The 17068-nt window shown below is 64.2% G+C and carries 15 protein-coding genes; 10 read left to right on the top strand and 5 right to left on the bottom strand.

Features of this window, described 5'->3' with window-relative positions:
- The first annotated feature begins 2 nt into the window (after window positions 1–2).
- Window positions 3–812: a prolipoprotein diacylglyceryl transferase gene (gene lgt / locus ABOC32_RS04405; protein ID WP_016489681.1), complete on the top strand. Its 810-nt coding sequence runs from the start codon at window positions 3–5 to the stop codon at window positions 810–812.
- A 48-nt stretch (window positions 813–860) separates the two neighbouring features.
- The gene (locus ABOC32_RS04410) at window positions 861–1832 is read left to right on the top strand and encodes a thymidylate synthase (RefSeq protein ID WP_426810232.1); all 972 of its coding nucleotides are present in this window, start codon (window positions 861–863) and stop codon (window positions 1830–1832) included.
- Window positions 1833–1962: 130 nt separating this feature from the next.
- On the opposite strand, the gene cadR is transcribed toward ABOC32_RS04410, so the two are convergent.
- On the bottom strand, window positions 1963–2406 hold the full coding sequence (gene cadR, locus ABOC32_RS04415) for a cadmium resistance transcriptional regulator CadR (RefSeq protein WP_043198837.1): 444 nt from the start codon (window positions 2404–2406) through the stop codon (window positions 1963–1965).
- An 83-nt stretch (window positions 2407–2489) separates the two neighbouring features.
- Here cadR and ABOC32_RS04420 point away from each other — a divergent pair, with 83 nt between their 5' ends.
- The 7 genes from ABOC32_RS04420 (at window position 2490) to ABOC32_RS04450 (ending at window position 11747) form a co-directional block, all read left to right on the top strand.
- Window positions 2490–4742, top strand: coding sequence for a heavy metal translocating P-type ATPase (locus ABOC32_RS04420; protein WP_426810233.1), 2253 nt, complete (start codon window positions 2490–2492; stop codon window positions 4740–4742).
- A 9-nt stretch (window positions 4743–4751) separates the two neighbouring features.
- A complete protein-coding gene (locus ABOC32_RS04425; protein WP_426810234.1) occupies window positions 4752–5621 on the top strand; it encodes a LysR family transcriptional regulator in 870 nt (289 codons plus the stop codon).
- 217 nt (window positions 5622–5838) lie between these two features.
- Window positions 5839–6897 (top strand): putative 2-aminoethylphosphonate ABC transporter ATP-binding protein, encoded by a 1059-nt coding sequence (locus tag ABOC32_RS04430; protein ID WP_426810235.1) that lies wholly within the window; start codon window positions 5839–5841, stop codon window positions 6895–6897.
- A gap of 1 nt (window position 6898) precedes the next feature.
- Window positions 6899–8623 carry a putative 2-aminoethylphosphonate ABC transporter permease subunit gene (locus tag ABOC32_RS04435; RefSeq protein ID WP_426810236.1) on the top strand — a complete coding sequence of 575 codons (1725 nt, stop codon included), beginning with the start codon at window positions 6899–6901 and terminating at the stop codon, window positions 8621–8623.
- 18 nt (window positions 8624–8641) lie between these two features.
- On the top strand, window positions 8642–9667 hold the full coding sequence (locus ABOC32_RS04440; protein WP_426810237.1) for a putative 2-aminoethylphosphonate ABC transporter substrate-binding protein: 1026 nt from the start codon (window positions 8642–8644) through the stop codon (window positions 9665–9667).
- Between the two features lie 114 nt (window positions 9668–9781).
- Window positions 9782–10330 (top strand): phosphonate degradation HD-domain oxygenase, encoded by a 549-nt coding sequence (locus ABOC32_RS04445; protein ID WP_426810238.1) that lies wholly within the window; start codon window positions 9782–9784, stop codon window positions 10328–10330.
- A 169-nt stretch (window positions 10331–10499) separates the two neighbouring features.
- The gene (locus ABOC32_RS04450; protein WP_426808794.1) at window positions 10500–11747 is read left to right on the top strand and encodes an IS256 family transposase; all 1248 of its coding nucleotides are present in this window, start codon (window positions 10500–10502) and stop codon (window positions 11745–11747) included.
- A 28-nt stretch (window positions 11748–11775) separates the two neighbouring features.
- Here ABOC32_RS04450 and ABOC32_RS04455 read toward each other — a convergent pair whose 3' ends face one another.
- Together ABOC32_RS04455 and ABOC32_RS04460 are read right to left on the bottom strand one after the other, a co-directional pair.
- Window positions 11776–13173: a GTPase/DUF3482 domain-containing protein gene (locus ABOC32_RS04455; protein WP_426810239.1), complete on the bottom strand. Its 1398-nt coding sequence runs from the start codon at window positions 13171–13173 to the stop codon at window positions 11776–11778.
- On the bottom strand, window positions 13166–14557 hold the full coding sequence (locus ABOC32_RS04460; protein WP_426810240.1) for a DUF2868 domain-containing protein: 1392 nt from the start codon (window positions 14555–14557) through the stop codon (window positions 13166–13168). Before ABOC32_RS04460 ends, ABOC32_RS04455 begins: the two co-directional genes overlap by 8 nt.
- A 54-nt stretch (window positions 14558–14611) precedes the next feature.
- Here ABOC32_RS04460 and ABOC32_RS04465 point away from each other — a divergent pair, with 54 nt between their 5' ends.
- Complete coding sequence (locus ABOC32_RS04465; protein ID WP_426810241.1) at window positions 14612–15127, top strand: dihydrofolate reductase; 516 nt, start codon at window positions 14612–14614, stop codon at window positions 15125–15127.
- A 66-nt stretch (window positions 15128–15193) separates the two neighbouring features.
- Here the strand turns inward: ABOC32_RS04465 and ABOC32_RS04470 are convergent, their stop codons facing one another.
- Both ABOC32_RS04470 and ABOC32_RS04475 read right to left on the bottom strand, forming a co-directional pair.
- Window positions 15194–15415 carry a hypothetical protein gene (locus tag ABOC32_RS04470; protein WP_154100763.1) on the bottom strand — a complete coding sequence of 74 codons (222 nt, stop codon included), beginning with the start codon at window positions 15413–15415 and terminating at the stop codon, window positions 15194–15196.
- 218 nt (window positions 15416–15633) lie between these two features.
- Window positions 15634–17025: an L-cystine transporter gene (locus ABOC32_RS04475; protein WP_059394485.1), complete on the bottom strand. Its 1392-nt coding sequence runs from the start codon at window positions 17023–17025 to the stop codon at window positions 15634–15636.
- Window positions 17026–17068 lie beyond the last annotated feature (43 nt).

The raw sequence follows: 17068 nt of genomic DNA on the forward strand, positions 1-17068 counted from the left end.
CCATGCTGCCTTACCCGCAGATAGACCCCGTGGCCCTGGCCATCGGGCCGCTGAAAATCCATTGGTACGGGCTGATGTACCTGATCGGCATCGGCGGCGCCTGGCTGCTGGCTTCGCGCCGGCTGAACCGCTTTGACCCCACCTGGAGCCGCGAGAAGCTTTCCGACCTGGTGTTCTGGCTGTCGATGGGGGTGATTGTCGGTGGCCGCCTGGGTTACGTGCTGTTTTACGACCTGCATGCCTACCTGGCCAACCCGACGCTGATCTTCGAGGTGTGGAAAGGCGGCATGTCGTTCCACGGGGGCTTTATCGGCGTGATGCTGGCGGCCTTGTGGTTCGGCAAGCGCAACAACAAGTCGTTCTTCGAGCTGATGGACTTCGTTGCCCCGCTGGTGCCGATCGGCCTGGGTGCCGGGCGTATCGGCAACTTCATCAACGCCGAGCTGTGGGGCAAGGCGACCGACGTGCCGTGGGCGATGGTGTTCCCGCCGTTCAGCGACCCTGCCCAGTTGCCCCGTCATCCGTCGCAGCTGTACCAGTTTGCCCTGGAAGGTGTGGCATTATTCGTGATTCTCTGGTTGTACTCGCGCAAACCACGCCCGACCATGGCCGTTTCCGGCATGTTCGCGCTGTTCTACGGTATTTTCCGCTTTATCGTGGAGTTTGTGCGGGTGCCTGATGCCCAGCTTGGCTACATTGCATTCGGCTGGTTGACCATGGGTCAGTTGCTCTGCGTGCCGATGATCGTCGGCGGCATCTTCTTGATCTGGTTGGCCTACAACCGCAAACCTACGGCAAAACCAGCCGTATGATTTTCACGGCAGGGGTGATCCCCCTGCCGTTCTTGTTACAGGAACGTCATGAAACAGTATCTAGATCTGGTCCGTGAAGTCATCGAGAACGGTACGTTGCAAGGCAATCGCACCGGCATCCGTACCATCAGCATGCCGGGCGCCATGCTGCGCTTCGACCTGCAGAAGGGCTTCCCGGCCATCACCACGCGCAAGCTGGCGTTCAAGTCGGCGATCGGCGAGATGGTCGGCTTCCTGCGGGGCGTGAAAAACGCCTGTGAATTCCGCGAGCTGGGCTGCAAGGTCTGGGACCAGAACGCCAACGAAAACGCCCAGTGGCTGGCCAACCCGTTCCGCCAGGGCCATGACGACCTGGGCGAGATCTACGGCGTGCAATGGCGCCAGTGGCCGGGCTACAAGCGCATCCCGCTGAGCAACCCGGCTGCCATCGAAATGGCCGAGAAGGCCGGCTTCCGCCGTATTGCCGAGGACGAAGAAGACGGCGAGGCGTTTGTGGTGCTGTACAAGGCCATCGACCAGGTGCGCCAGTGCCTGGATACCATCGCCAACGACCCGGGCAGCCGCCGCATCCTGTTCCACGGCTGGAACTGCGCCCAGCTGGACGAGATGGCCCTGCCGCCGTGCCACCTGCTGTACCAGTTCCACCCGAATGTAGAGACCAGGGAAATTTCCCTGACCCTTTACATCCGCTCCAACGACCTGGGCCTGGGCACACCGTTCAACCTCACCGAAGGCGCGGCGCTGTTGTCGTTGTTCGGCCGCCTGACCGGTTACACCCCACGCTGGTTCACCTACTTCATCGGCGATGCCCATGTGTATGAAAACCACCTGGACATGCTGAACGAGCAGCTCAAGCGCGAGCCGCTGGAAGCACCGAAGCTGGTGATCAGCGACCGCGTGCCGGCGTTTGCCGAGACGGGCAAGTATGAGCCGGAGTGGCTGGAGAAGATCGAGCCGAGTGATTTCTGGCTGGAAGGGTATGAGCACCATGCGCCGATGACAGCGCCGATGGCGGTGTGATCTTTTAGATTGCCGGGGCTGCTCTGCAGCCCTTTCGCCGGCAAGCCAGCTCCCACAGGACAGCGCTGCCAGTAGGGCCTGTGCAAAACCTGTGGGAGCTGGCTTGCCGGCGATTAGGCCCTTTGATCTTTCAATGCCCGTGGCTTCGCCCCACATGCGAATGCTCGGTATCCGGCACCGATACCGCCCCGTTCGTCTCCAGTTGCTGCAAGATCGCGCATTCACTCCCCTGCGCATTGCAGCGCCGCCGCAGCTCCACCAGCTGCTCCTGCAACGCCACCAAGCCATCGATCCGCGCCTGTACATGCTCGATATGTTCGTCGATCAGCGCATTGACGCTGCCGCACGAATCGTCGGGGCTGTCGCGCAGGCGTAGCAGGCTGCGGATTTCTTCCAGGGTCATGTCCAGGGTGCGGCAGTTGCGGATGAAGGTCAGCCGCTCCACGTGGGCCTGGGTATACAGCCGGTAGTTGCCTTCGGTACGGGCAGGCTCGGGCAACAGGTTTTCACGCTCGTAGTAGCGGATGGTTTCCACCGCGCAGTCGGTGGCTTTGGCCAGTTCTCCGATCTTCATCACGAAATCTCCAGCAAGTGGCTTGACCCTATAGTGGCTACAGGGTGTTCACTTGGCAACAGGCTCACTTTAAGGACGACCCCATGAACCAGCCTGTCAGCCACGAACACAAGCACCCGCACGATCACGCCCATGGCGATGACGACCATGGCCATGCGGACCACGGCCACAGCTGCTGCGGGTCCAAAGCCGCGCCGGCGCTGGTGCAGCTGACTGAAACGGCCAGTGCCCAGGCACAGCTCAGCCGCTTCCGCATCGACGCCATGGACTGCCCGACCGAGCAGACCCTGATCCAGGACAAGCTGGGCAAGCTGGCCGGTATCGAGCAGCTGGAATTTAACCTGATCAACCGCGTGCTTGGCGTACGCCACACCCTGGACGGCACTGGCGACATCGAGCGGGCCATCGACAGCCTGGGCATGAAGGCCGAGCCGCTGGGTGGCGAAGGCGACGCTACCGCCGCCGCGCCCGAACCGGCCAAGACCCGCTGGTGGCCGCTGGCATTGTCGGGTGTGGCCGCCATCGCCGCCGAAATCGTGCACTTTGCCGCGCTGGCCCCGGAATGGCTGGTGGCGGCACTGGCGCTGGCAGCCATACTTGGGTGCGGCCTGGGCACCTACAAGAAGGGCTGGATTGCCCTGAAAAACCGCAACCTCAACATCAACGCGCTGATGAGCATCGCCGTGACCGGCGCCGTGCTGATCGGCCAGTGGCCGGAAGCGGCCATGGTGATGGTGCTGTTTACCGTTGCCGAGCTGATCGAAGCCCGCTCGCTGGACCGCGCGCGCAATGCCATCGGCGGGTTGATGCAGCTGACCCCGGACATGGCCACCGTGCAGCAGGCAGACGGCCAATGGCGCGAAGTGGAGGTGCGCGAAGTGGCCATCGGCGCCGTGGTGCGGGTGCGCCCCGGCGAACGCATCGGCCTGGACGGTGAAGTGACTAGGGGGCAATCCAGCGTCGATCAGGCGCCGATCACCGGGGAAAGCCTGCCTGTGGAGAAGGCCGTAGGCGACAAGCTGTTCGCCGGTACCATCAACCAGGCGGGTGCGCTGGAGTTTCGCGTTACCGCCGGCGCCGGGCAATCGACCCTGGCGCGGATCATCAAGGCTGTGGAGGAAGCGCAAGGCGCGCGGGCGCCTACCCAGCGCTTCGTCGACCAGTTTTCACGTATCTATACCCCGGTGGTGTTTGCCATCGCCCTGGCCGTGGCGGTGATTCCGCCGCTGTTCATGGCCGCAGGCTGGTTCGACTGGGTCTACCGCGCCCTGGTGCTGCTGGTGGTTGCCTGCCCGTGCGCCCTGGTGATCTCGACCCCGGTGACCATCGTCAGCGGCCTGGCCGCTGCGGCCCGCAAAGGCATCCTGATCAAGGGCGGTGTGTACCTGGAAGGCGGCCGCCACCTGGACTACCTAGCCCTGGACAAGACCGGCACCATCACCCACGGCAAGCCGGTCCAGACCGACGCCAAAGTGTTGGAGCCGGTGTTCGAAGGCCGCGCGCAAGCCCTGGCTGCCAGCCTGGGCGAGCGCTCCGACCACCCGGTTTCCCGCGCCATCGCCCAGTTCGGCAAGGCGCAAGGCCTGGCCCTGAGCGAGGTCGATGACTTTGCCGCCCTGGCCGGGCGCGGCGTGCGTGGCGCCATCGCCGGCGAGGTCTACCACCTGGGGAACCACCGCCTGGTGGAGGAACTGGGGCTGTGCTCACCCGAGCTTGAAGCCCAACTGGATGCGCTGGAGCGTCAGGGCAAGACCGTGGTCCTGCTGCTTGACCGCAACGGCCCGTTGGCCCTGTTCGCTGTGGCCGATACGGTCAAGGACAGCAGCCGCCAAGCCATTGCCGAGCTACATGAACTGGGCATCAAGACTGTCATGCTGACCGGCGACAATCCGCATACTGCGCAGGCCATCGCCGCCGTGGTGGGTATCGACCGCGCCGAGGGCAACCTGTTGCCTGCCGACAAGCTGAAAACCATCGAAGCCCTGTACGCACAGGGCCATCGGGTGGGCATGGTGGGTGATGGCATCAACGACGCCCCGGCCCTGGCCCGTGCCGAGATCGGTTTTGCCATGGCCGCTGCCGGCACCGACACCGCCATCGAAACTGCCGATGTGGCGCTGATGGACGACGACTTGCGGAAAATCCCGGCCTTCGTCAGGCTGTCGCGCCAAAGTGCGGCGATCCTCATGCAGAACATCGTTCTGGCGTTGGGCGTCAAGGCGATATTCCTGGCCATTACCTTTGCCGGCATGGCCACCCTGTGGATGGCGGTGTTCGCCGACATGGGCGTGAGCCTGCTGGTGGTGTTCAACGGCTTGCGCCTTTTGTGCAAATAGAGGACGTGCATGCTGAGTTCGGAGCTTAAAGCCTTTTACATGGTGGCCCGCCTGGGCAGCATCACCCTGGCGGCGAAGAAGCTCGGGCTCAGCCAGCCCACGGTGACCACGCAGATCCGCAACCTGGAAAGCCAGTACGCGGTGGAGCTGTTCTACCGCGGCGGGCGGCGCCTGGTGCTGAGCGAAGAGGGCGTGCGCCTGCTGCCGATGGTCAAGGCGCTGCTGCAGCAGGAGGCCGACATCGAGTTCGAACTGCGCAACAGCGGCCAGGCCCAAGGCAGCTTGCGCATCGCGGCCACGGCGCCTTACTACATTCTCGACCTGGTGAAGATCTACCGCGAACGTTTGCCGCAGGTGGATGTGGCGGTGGAGATCGGCAACTCGCAGCAGGTGCTGGAAATGCTCGAAGACTACCGGGTGGATATTGCCGCTTCGTCGCAACTGGTGGAGGACGCCCGGCTGGTGCGGCGGGTGCTGGGCACCGATCCGCTGGTGGTGGCGGTGCACCGCAACCACCCGTTGGCCCATCGCCAGATGGTGTCCATCGATGTGCTGGCCGGGCATTGCCTGCTGATGCGCGAGAAAGGCTCGACCACGCGCAAGTTGACCGAGCAGATGATGCAGGAGGCCGGGGTCAAGGCCGGCGCCTTGCTGGAAATCGGCAGCCGCGAGTCGATCCGTGAAGCGGTGCTGCGCAATATCGGCATCAGCGTGATTGCCCGCCATGAGGTGCCGCACAACCCGGAGCTGCGGGTGCTGGCGCTGGAGAATGCGCCGGTGATGCATGAGTACCTGTATTGCCTGAAGGAGCGGCGCCAGGCCCGGTTGCCAGCGGCATTCCTGGGGGTGGCGCAGGAAGTGGCCGGTTCGCATTTCTAGGCCTGTGTTGGCTTCTTCGCGGGCTCGCCCGCTCCCACAGGTACCGCGCAGGTTTTGAGATGTGTAGAGATCCTGTGGGAGCGGGCAAGCCCGCGAAGAGGCCCTCACAGCCATTACAAAATCTGCCTATACCACTATCACCCGCTTTTGCCTTAACGCCACAGAACCTTCGCACAGCCTTCCTAGCATGGCCCCATCTCTTCGATGAGGCCTTGCCATGAACCACACCACCCCCGGCGCACAGATGAAAGTGCGCAACATCCACAAGCGCTTCGGTGCCTTTACGGCGCTCAACGATGTCTCGCTGGACATCGCCGCTGGCGAACTGGTGTGCCTGCTCGGCCCGTCCGGCTGTGGCAAGACCACGCTGCTGCGCTGCATCGCCGGCCTGGAGCGCCAGGACCGCGGCACGCTGTACATCGGCGAGCGCGATATCTCCGAGCTGCCGCCCCAGGCCCGTGACTACGGCATCCTGTTCCAGTCCTACGCGCTGTTCCCCAACCTTACCGTCGAAGCCAACATCGCCTACGGCCTGACTGGCAGTGGCCGCGAGCAGGCCCGCCAGCGGGTGGCCGAAATGCTCGAACTGGTAGGCCTTTCTGGCAGCGAGAAGAAATACCCCGGCCAGCTCTCCGGTGGCCAGCAGCAACGTGTGGCCCTGGCCCGCGCGCTGGCGCCTTCGCCATCCCTGCTACTGCTCGACGAGCCGATGTCGGCGCTGGACGCCCGGGTACGCGAGCACCTGTGCACCGAGCTGCGCCAGCTGCAACGCCAGCTGGGCATCACCACCTTGATGGTGACCCACAACCAGGACGAGGCCATGCTGATGGCCGACCGTATTGCGGTGATGAACAACGGCCAGGTCGAGCAGTACGCCACCCCGCAGGAAATCTACGACCAGCCGGCCACGCCATTCGTTGCCGAGTTCGTCGGCCAGGGCAACTGGCTCCCGTTCCAGCGCAGCAGCGACAGCCATGCCCAGGTTGGCGGCATGAACATGCGCCTGGCGCCGGGGTCGGCCCAGGCCAGCAGCGGCCGGCTGTTCTGCCGCCCGGAGGCGATCACGGTCAACCCGGTGGTACACGAAGAAAACCTGTTCCCGGCCAAGGTCCGCGAAATCACCTTCCTCGGTAACCGCTGCCGCATGAGCTTTGAACTCAAGGCCCTGCCAGGCCACGCCCTGCTGGCCGAGGTGGCCCCCGAGGCCATGCCGCGCCTGGGTTCGCAGGACATCTGGGTGGCATTGCCGCCGCAGAGCCTGCAGGTGTTTGCCTGAGATGGCCGCGCCAATGTCCCTGCCGCTGAGCCAGGCCAAAGCCGCGCCGCGTGCTGGCGTTGCCCTGGGTGACCGGTTGTTCGTCGTCGGTGGCAAGAGCCTGCTGCTGATCCTGTTGGTATTGGCCGTGCTGATGCCGCTGCTGGCGATTTTCTGGCGTGGCTTCAGCGCTGACGCGGGCCAGGGTGGCGGCCTGCTGGCAGCCCGCGAACTGTTCGCCAGCGACAGCTTCCACTGGTTGCTGGGCAACAGCCTGTCGGTGGCCTTCACCGTCGCGGCCATCGTGGTGCCGCTGGCCTACCTGTTTGCCTACGCCCTGCAACGTACGCTGATCCCGGCCAAGGGCCTGTGGCGGGGGATTTCGCTGCTGCCGCTGCTGGCGCCGTCGATGCTGCCGGCCATCGCCCTGGTCTACCTGTTCGGTAACCAGGGGCTGTTGCGCGGCTTGCTCAGCGACAACATCTACGGCTTCTGGGGCATTGTGCTGGGCGAGGCCATCTACACCTTCCCGCATGCGCTGATGATCCTGCTGTCGGCGCTGTCGCTGGCCGATGCTCGCCTGTTCGATGCTGCCTCCAGCATGGGCGCCGGCGCAGGTCGGGCGTTTACCAGCATCACCTGGCCGGCCACGCGCCAGGCGGTGTTTGCGGCGTTCTGCCTGGTGTTCACCCTGACCATCACCGACTTCGGTGTACCCGTGGTGGTCGGTGGCGACTATCAGGTGCTGGCGCTGGAGGCCTACAAGGCGGTGGTCGGCCAGCAACAGTTTGGCCGGGGTGCGCTGATCGGCATGGTGCTGCTGTTGCCGGCCCTGTTCAGCTTCAGCGTCGATGCCTGGCTGCGCCGGCGCCAGGGCGAGGCCATGAGCGGCCGTGCCCAGGTGTTCGAGCCCAAGCCATCGCGTGGCCGCGATGCCTGCTTCCTGGCCATCGTGCTGCTGGTGTGTGCGGCGTTGCTGCTGGTGATCGGCATGGCGGTGTATTCGTCGCTGGTCACTTTCTGGCCATACAACCTGTCGTTGTCGCTGCGTCACTACATGTTTGAAGACACCGCCGGTGGCGGCTGGCTGGCCTACCGCAACAGCGTGACCATGGCCATCGGCACCGCGCTGATCGGCAGCATCGTGATTTTCACCGGTGCCTACCTGATGGAGAAAACCCAGGGCCAACGCCTGCTCAACCAGGTGCTGCGCCTGCTCAGCTTCATCCCCATGGCCGTGCCGGGGCTGGTGCTGGGCCTGGGCTACGTCTTCTTCTTCAACCTGAACGGCAACCCGCTGCATGTGCTGTACGGCAGCATGGGGCTGTTGGTGGTGTGCACCATCGCCCATTACCTGACCACCGCGCAGATGACCGCAACCACCGCGTTGCGCCAACTTGATGGCGAGTTCGAGGCCGCGGCGCTGTCGCTGAAGGCGCCGCTGTACAAGCACTTCCTGCGGGTGACCGTGCCGATCTGCCTGCCGGCGCTGCTGGACATCATCCGCTACCTGTTCGTTTCGGCCATGACCACGGTGTCGGCGGCGATCTTCCTGTACAGCCCCGACACCATCCTGGCTGCCGTTGCCGTGCTGAACATGGACGATGCCGGCAACGTTGGCGGTGCTGCTGCCATGTCCACCCTGATCCTGCTGACCAGTGCCGGCGCTTCACTGCTGCTGGCCGCAGCCTCACGCGGCCTGCTGCGCCGCTCCCAAGCCTGGCGCCAACGCGCCGCGACCGTCTGACCTGTAAGGAACCTACCCATGTACAAGCACCTTGCACTTGCCGCTGCCGTTTCCGCCGTATTCAGCCTGCAGGCTTCGGCCGCGGGTACCCAGCTGACGGTCTACACCGCGCTGGAAGCCGAGCAGCTGAAGAGCTACAAGCAGGCCTTCGAGAAGGCCAACCCGGACATCGAGATCAAGTGGGTACGCGATTCCACCGGGATCATTACCGCCAAGCTGCTGGCCGAGAAAGACCGCCCGCAAGCCGACGCGGTATGGGGCCTGGCAGCGTCCAGCCTGGCCATCCTCGACCAGAACGGCATGCTCGAAGCCTATGCACCCAAGGACCTGGGCAAGATCGCCGGCAACTACCGGGACGCGGCCAACCCACCGGCCTGGGTGGGCATGGACGTGTGGGCCGCGACCATCTGCTTCAATACCATCGAGGCCGAGAAGCAGGGCCTGAGCAAGCCGGTGAGCTGGCAGGACCTGACCAAGCCTGAGTACAAGGGCAAGATCGTCATGCCGAACCCGGCCTCGTCGGGTACCGGCTTCCTTGACGTGAGTGCCTGGTTGCAGACCTTTGGTGAGCCGCAAGGCTGGGCCTACATGGACGCGCTGCACCAGAATATCGGCCAGTATGTTCACTCCGGCTCCAAGCCGTGCAAGCTGGCAGCTGCAGGGGAGTTCCCGATCGGTATCTCGTTCGAGTACCCGGCTGTGCAGCTCAAGCGCCAGGGTGCGCCGCTGGATATCGTGCTGCCGAAGGAAGGCCTGGGTTGGGAGATCGAGGCGACTGCGGTGATCAAGGGCTCGCTCAAGGCGGATGCGGCCAAGCGCCTGGCTGATTTTTCGGCCAGCCCGGCGGCCATGGAGCTGTACAAAGAAAACTTCGCCGTGCTGGCTGCGCCGGGCATTGCCAAGCCACAGACCGAGCTGCCGGCGGACTATGAGCAGCGCCTGATCAAGAACGACTTTGCCTGGACTTCGAAAAACCGTGACCAGATCCTGGCCGAGTGGCGCAAGCGCTATGACGGCAAGTCGGAGAAGGTGGCCCAGCAGTAACCTGTACCGGCCTCTTCGCAGCACAAGGCTGCTCCTACAGGGGGCGCGATACCTGTAGGAGCAGCCTTGTGCTGCGAAGAAGCCAACTCATCATCAAGCCAGGATAAGCTACCGATGCCCACCCCAGCACAGATCATCGACAGCACCTTCGCCTTGTACGCGCGCCATGGCAGCGACGACTACATCGGCGAAGCCATCACCCAGCTCGAACACATGTCCCAGGCCGCGCAACTGGCCATGGACGAAGGCTTCGACGATGAGGTGGTGCTGGCGGCGTTTTTCCACGACATCGGCCACCTGTGTGGTGGTGACGCCAGCATGGGCGGTTACGGCGTGGTCAGCCATGAACGCATCGGTGCCGAATACTTGCGCCGTTGCGGCTTTGGCGAGCGCATGGCGCGGCTGGTGCAGTATCACGTGGAGGCCAAGCGCTACCTGACGTTGCGCCAGCCGGGGTATTACCAGCGGTTGAGTGAGGCGAGCCGGCGGACCCTGGACTATCAGGGGGGTGTAATGAGCGAGGCCGAGGCGGATGCGTTCGAGCGGGATCCGTTGTTCGAGGTGAGCCTGCGGATGCGGGAGTGGGATGAGCGGGCCAAGGAGGTCGGGGTGCCGGTGGTTGATCTGGATGGGTTGAAGCAGAAGGCATTGGCACAGCTTTGAGATGTGGGCTGCCTGTGCCGGCCTCTTCGCAGCACAAGGCTGCTCCTACAGGTATTGCGTCCGCCTGTAGGAGCAGCCTTGTGCTGCGAAGGGGCCAGACCTGTTCACTCAAAATTGGAGGGTGTCAGAAATTTTGTGTTCGGGCATAACATGAGTAAGAGGTGCATGTATGCCAACCAAAAAGAAACCCTTGCGTGACCTGCCCAAAATCCCCAAAGAGCTGCTGGAGCAGTTCGGTGAGGGCCTGATGACCGCAGAAGCTATCGAGGATGCCTCTGCGGCATTCAAGAAGGCCCTGATCGAACGTGCTCTGCATGCCGAGCTTGGCCACCACCTAGGTTATCCGCCGGGCGCGCAGCGCCCAGAGGATGAAACCAATCAGCGTAACGGCAAGAGTAGCAAGACGGTTTTGACCGGCGATGGCCCGCTGCGACTGGAAATTCCTCGCGACCGAGACGGCAGTTTTGCGCCCATCCTGATTCCTAAGCATGAGCGGCGGTACACCGGTTTCGATGACAAGATCATCGCCATGTACGCCCGGGGAATGACGGTCAGAGAGATCCGGGCATTTCTGTCCGAGCAATACGGCACCGACGTTTCACCCGACTTCATCAGCTCTGTAACAGACGAGGTCATGGAAGAAATTGGCGCGTGGCAACAGCGGCCACTGGAGCCGATGTACCCGGTCATTTTCTTTGATGCGCTGCGGGTGAAGATTCGCGAAGAAGGCCTGGTGCGCAACAAAGCCATTTACTTGGCTTTGGGCGTTCTACCCGACGGGACGCGTGACATCCTGGGCATCTGGATCGAGAACACCGAGGGTGCGAAGTTCTGGATGAAGGTCTTTAACGATCTCAAAACGCGTGGTGTCGAAGATGTGCTGATTGCCGTGACCGATGGCCTCAAAGGCATGCCGGAGGCCCTCAGTGCGGTGTTTCCAGAGACGACGTTGCAGACGTGCATCGTGCACCTGATCCGCAACAGCCTGGAATACGCAGCCTGGGACAAGCGGCGGGCTCTGGCCAAGGAGCTAAAGCCGATTTACCAAGCCATCAATGCCGAAGCGGCTGAGCAGGCACTCAATGAGTTCGAGAACGGGCCATGGGGTGAGAAATATCCAACGGTGGTGGCTGCTTGGCGACGGGCTTGGGATCGCGTGATTCCATTCTTTGTTTTCCCGCCCGCCATCCGGAAGGTGATCTACACCACCAACGCCATCGAGAGCATCAACGCCCAGCTACGCAAGGTCATCAAGACTCGCGGGCATTTCCCGAATGATGATGCAGCGACCAAACTGATTTGGCTGGGATTGCGCAACATAACAGCCAATTGGGGAAAACCGGCCCATGATTGGAAAAGCGCGATGAATCAATTTGCGATTCTGTACGGAGATCGGTTCATCAGGCCAACCTGGTGAAAATCAGGGCCTGCCTAACGGCAGGCCGTTACCGGCCCGCACACAAAAAATCTGACAGTCCCCAAAATTGTGAAACCAGTGCCTCCAGCTGCTCCTGCCGCTCAGCCTGATTCAGCTTCGCCCCAGGGTTGAGGGTGGACCACTGCGGGTGCGCCCGCGCCTTCACCAGTGCCTCCGGCAACTTGCCCTCGCGCCAGGCCTTTTCATCCAGCTCACCCAGCCTGATGCTGTCCTGCGCCGCATGCCCGCGGTTATCCAGCGCCACCATCAACTGCTGCTGACGCAAAGCCAGCAGGCGCAACACCGTGTCGTCCACGGTCAGCTCGCGCTTGCCCTTGAGCTTGCCCATCAACCGCGAGCCATAGTTGCGCGCCGTTTGCAGCGCACCGCCGGCAATTGCCCCGGCCAGCGCCGCTGCGCCGAGGGTAAGCCCGCCGACCAGCAAATCGACCCCGGCCCCGGCTGCGGCTCCGGCCGCCACGCCGCTGCCCAGGCGCACGCCCAGTAGCTTCAGGGTTTCAGGATTGAACAGGTCATCGCCCCAGCGGCCATTGAGCAACGGCAAGTCGCTGGCATGGGCATCCTCGCGGCGGAAGGCATACAGCTTGAGCAAGGCTTCGACGCAACGCTGTTCACGTTGGCGTATGTCCTGGCGCAGCGCCTCTATGGCCTTGGCTTCGGCCGCTGGTTCGGCCTCTACACTGCGCCGGCAGGCTGCGCAGTCCAGCAGCAACTCGGCAATCAGCCGCTTGCCGCTGTGCTGGCGCGCCAGGCGCTGTGCCTGCTGGTCGTCGATCAGCCGCTGGAGGGCAGGGCGGGCGTCCTCCAGCAGCAGGGCCAGGCTTTCGTACAAACGGCGCTCGCCATCCTCGGGCGGGGCCACGCTGTCGAACCGCACCAACGCGTGAAGCCCAAGCCGGGCAAGGGCTTCACGCCATTGCGGCTCACGGTGCTGGTGGCTGGCGACGAAGTTGAGCACCGGCAGCAACGGTTTGCCGCAACTGGCCAGCACTTCCAGCTCATCGCGGTACTTGGCCAGCACCGGCTCGCGCGCGTCGATCACATACAGCCCGGCATTGCTGGCCATCAGCTGGCGCAGCACTTTGGCCTCCTGCTCGAACCGCTGGCGCGCCTCGCTGCCCTGCAGAAAGCGCTCCAGGCGGGCCGGGCCGTCCAGGCGCTCGCCCGGGCGCTCCAGGCGTTCGAGGTAGTCGAGCAGGGCGATGGCGTCTTCCAGGCCCGGGGTGTCGTACAGCTCCAGCAGGGGTTCGCCGTCTACCGACAGGCGCGCACCTTCTACATGGCGGGTGGTGCTGGGGCGGTGGGACACTTCGCCAAAGCCGACGTCACGGGTCAGCGTGCGCAGCAGCGAGGTCTTGCCGACGTTGGTATGGCCGACCACGGCCAGTTTCAGTGGCTCAGTCATGGCCATGCTCCAGCCAGGTCAGCGGTGAGGTATCGGCGTGCTGCAGGCCAAGGCGGTCAAGGGCTTCGTGCCAATCGCCCAGGCGCTGGGCATCCAAGGCCTGGCCCGGTGCGCCCTGCAGTAGCCAGATACGGGTTGCGCCGGCATTGCGCGCCAGTTCGGCGAGCAACGCCAGGCTGCCGCGGTCAGGCGAGCGCCGGGGGTCGCAGGCGATGGCCAGACGTGCCGGGGGGAAGCGGCTGAGTTGTTCGAGCAGCCGGTTGCGCGATTCGCGGCTGTCGAGCACGCCGGCATCGATGACGCTTTTCGGCAGGGCAGGTGGCCAGGGGCGCTGGTCGTCCAGCTCCAGGCCCACCAGCAGGGCACCGCTGCTGCCGCTTTCCAGCTGGCCGGCGGCAAACTGCGGCAAGGCCTCGGGCGCGGCGTCCTGCACGCCGATGCGTTCGCTGCGTGGCATCAGTGGATCACGCAGGTGCGCGTAGCCGGGCAGGCTCAGGTCCAGTGCCAGGCGCTCGCGGCCCTGGCGCCAGCGCCACAGGCACAATGCGGCCAGTACCAAGCGTGGTAGCAGGCCATACACCAGCACCACCCCGAGCAACCAGCTGGCCCAGGCCTGCCGGGCTTGCTCCAGGGCCGGCAGGGTGTCGCCGCTGGCGCGGATCATGGCTTCGTCGGGCACGGTAAAGCCCAGCAGCGAAGGCAGGGCGCCCAGGGCTTGGGTCAGGTGGATGAACGGGTCGGCGGCAAGCAGCGTGGTTTCCCAGACAAAGCCATAGCGCCGGGTCGCCAGCAAGGCCAGCAGCATGCCCAGGGCGGTGAGCATGGCCAGCAGCCACAGGCCGTGCACCAGCAGGCCGAGCAGCCAGCGGTTGAGGCGTTGGCGTTGCAGCAGCACCAGCAGCGCAGGTGCCAGGTGTGCGGCCTTGGCATCGCGGGCAAAGCGTTCACTCAGCCATAGCCACACGCGGCCCAGCCCCGCGCCATGCTCGCCGCTTACGGCAAAACCGATGGCCCAGCCCAGCAACATCAGCAGGTTCAGCCCGAGCAGGCTGCCCAAGGCCCAGAACACGTTCACCGGCCGCTGCCCGTCGCCCAGGGCGGCCAGTGCCAGGCCGGCGCCGCTGAGCACGGCCATTAGCAGCAAGGCCAGCAGCGCCAGGCGTGCGCCTTGCTTCCAGTGGCGCAGGGCGGTGCTCATGCCATCGCGTTCGGCCAGGAACAGCGCACGGGTTTCGATGCGGGCGGCCAGGTCGCCACCCGTCTGGCGGGCGCGGCGGTTGGCTTCCTGGTCTTCCAGGGGGCCGGCATGTTCCTCGCGCAGGCGTACCGCTTCGGTGAGCCAGCGCTTGTCCAGTGGAGTCGGTCCAGTCACAAGGTCTTCCATTGCACAGGTCAGGGCAGAAGCATAACCCACACGCCCGGTGCTATCCTCGCTGGCATGAATACATCACTCCCCCTCAGCCTGATCGCGGCGTACGCCGAGAACCGCGTGATCGGCATCGACAATTCCATGCCCTGGCACTTGCCGGGGGATTTCAAGTACTTCAAGGCCACCACCCTGGGCAAGCCGATCATCATGGGTCGCAAGACTTGGGACTCGCTGGGGAGGCCGCTGCCTGGGCGGTTGAATATCGTCGTCAGCCGCCAACCGGGGCTTGAACTGGCGGGTGCCGAGGTGTTCGCGTCGCTAGAAGAGGCGCTGGTGCGGGCCGAGCAGTGGGCGCGCGAGCAGGGCGTTGAAGAGCTGATGCTGATTGGCGGGGCGCAGTTGTATGGGCAGGCGCTGGAGAAAGGGCTGGTCAGCCGCATGTACCTGACGCGGGTGGAAATGGCGCCGGAAGGGGATGCCTGGTTCCCAGCGTTTGATGAGGCGCATTGGAAGCTGGAGTCGAGTGAGGCACAGGCTGAGGAGGGTAAGCCTGTTTATCATTTTGAGGTTTGGGACAAGGTTTGAGATTGCCGGGGGCGCTTTGCGCCCCTTTCGCGACGCAAGGCCGCTCCTACAGAGAACCAGTGGTGCTCAGGTGAGCAGCTTGATGATCAGGGCGGTGACCGTCGCTACTGTGGTGACGAAACCGACGGCGATGGCAACCGGGTACCAGAAGGTTTCGCGGGTCATCTTTACGGCTTCGGCATTCAGCTTGCGCGTCTCGGCAATCAGTTTGTCGACCTCGACGCGGATCTTGGCCACCTCAATGCGGAGCTTTTCCGCCTCGGCCTGGGTCATGTCGTACTGGGGCATGGTGTTTCCTTCAGGCGCATTACAAGTACCGCCCAGAAGTATAGCGAAGCCCCAAGGCAGCCACGCGTCGGTTGCCGTGCCTTTGCGTTACCGGATATTGAATCCTGGTTGTAGCCCATCGCGACGCGAGGGCCGCTCCCACATTGATCGGCGTGGGAGCGGCCTTGCCGGGGCGCCGGACCGGTCGGATAGGGGCGCGAAGCGCCCCCGGCAATCCGTCAGGAATGGCTCAATTCGGCATGTTCATCGCCGGCCAGCACATCCTTGTCAGTCTCTTTCAACAACTGGCTGGTCACCACGCCCGCGGTCATCGAACCGTTCACGTTCAGCGCCGTGCGGCCCATGTCGATCAGCGGCTCCACCGAAATCAGCAACGCCACCAGCTCCACCGGCAAGCCCATGGCCGGCAGCACGATCAGCGCGGCAAAGGTGGCACCGCCACCCACGCCGGCAACCCCTGCCGAACTGAGCGTGACAATGGCCACCAGGGTGGCGATCCACAGTGGGTCGAAGGTGTCGATGCCCACCGCCGGTGCCACCATCACCGCCAGCATGGCGGGATAGAGGCCGGCGCAGCCGTTCTGGCCAATGGTGGTGCCGAACGATGCGCTGAAGCTGGCGATCGACTGCGGCACACCCAGGCGGCGGGTTTGCGCTTCGATGTTCAGCGGAATGCTGGCGGCGCTGGAGCGGCTGGTGAAGGCGAAGGTCAGCACCGGCCACACCTTGCGGAAGAAGCGCAGCGGGCTCACACCGGTCGCAGCCAGGATGAGGGCATGCACCACGAACATCAGCCCCAGGCCCAGGTACGACACCACCACAAAGCTGCCCAGCTTGAGGATGTCTTCCATGTTCGAGCTGGCAACCACCTTGGTCATCAACGCCAGCACGCCATACGGGGTCAGTTTCATCACCACACGTACCAGGCGCATCACCCAGGCTTGCAGGGTGTCGATGGCCGACAGGGCGCGCTCGCCTTTCTCGGCGTCGTCCTTGATCAGCTGCAGCGCGGCCAGGCCGACGAACACGGCGAAGATCACCACGCTGATGATCGACGTCGGCTTGGCCCGTGCCAGGTCACCCACCGGGTTGCTGGGGATGAACGACAGCAGCAGCTGCGGGATGTTGAGGTCGGCGACCTTGCCGGCGTAGTCGCTGTGGATAACCTGCATGCGGGCGCTTTCCTGCACACCGGCCACCAGGCCTTCGGCACTCAGGCCGAACAGGTTGGTCAGCACGATGCCGATCAGCGCGGCGATGGCGGTGGTCAGCAGCAGGGTGCCGATGCTCAGCACGCTGATGCGGCCCAGCGACGAGGCATTGTGCAGGCGCGCCACGGCACTGAGGATCGAGGCGAAGATCAGCGGCATGACGATCATCTGCAGCAGGCCGACATAGCCGTTGCCGACCAGGTCGAGCCAGGCGATGGTGGCCTTGAGCACGGGGTGGCCAGCGCCGTAGATCGTGTGCAGGGCCAGGCCGAAGACGACGCCAAGCACCAGGCCCAGCAGTACCTTCTTGGCCAGGCTCCAGTCAGTGCGGCGGGTTTGTGCCAGGCCCAGCAACAGGGCCAGGAACGCCAGCAGGTTAAGAGACAGCGGCAGGTTCATTGAAGCTCCAGCAGAAAAAAGCAGAAGTGGCATCGCCTCTGTG

This window comes from Pseudomonas sp. WOUb67, assembly GCF_050058005.1.
GTDB lineage: Bacteria > Pseudomonadota > Gammaproteobacteria > Pseudomonadales > Pseudomonadaceae > Aquipseudomonas > Aquipseudomonas putida_R.